Source organism: Kitasatospora phosalacinea (genome assembly GCF_000716545.1).
GTDB lineage: Bacteria > Actinomycetota > Actinomycetes > Streptomycetales > Streptomycetaceae > Kitasatospora > Kitasatospora phosalacinea.
On record NZ_JNWZ01000180.1, the window covers coordinates 1 to 421 of the forward strand.

A 421-nucleotide genomic window follows, 5' to 3' on the forward strand; every position below is an offset into this window, starting at 1 on the left:
CCGATTGTGCCGCGAGGTGGTTGTCGCCGGTCAGCAGGAGGGGGCGCAGGCCCAGGGCGCGCAGTGCGGTGACGGCTTCGGCGCTGGTGGGTTTGACGGTGTCGGCGACCTCCAGGACGGCGCGGGCCGTGCCGTCCCAGCCGACCGCGACGGCGGTCCGCCCGGCCCGCTCGGCGGCGGCCGCGGCGGCGGCGAGGGCGGCCGGCAGGGGGGTGTCGAGCAGGCGGGTGCGTCCGGCCAGGACGGTGTGGCCGTCGACGGTGCCCTGGACGCCGAGGCCGGGCCGGTTGCGGAAGCCCTCGACGGCGGGCAGGTCGCCGAACCGCTCCTGCGCGGCGGTGGCCACGGCCCGGGCGATGGGGTGTTCGGAGGCGTGTTCGAGGGCGCCGGCCAGGCGCAGTGCCTCGTCCTCGGTGGTGCC

1 protein-coding gene is annotated in these 421 nt (G+C 78.6%); it reads right to left on the reverse strand.

Translation table 11 applies throughout. The features are described 5' to 3' along the window. Positions 1-421: HAD family hydrolase (locus tag OO48_RS34035; RefSeq protein ID WP_033223551.1), on the reverse strand; the 421-nt coding region annotated here is incomplete at both ends.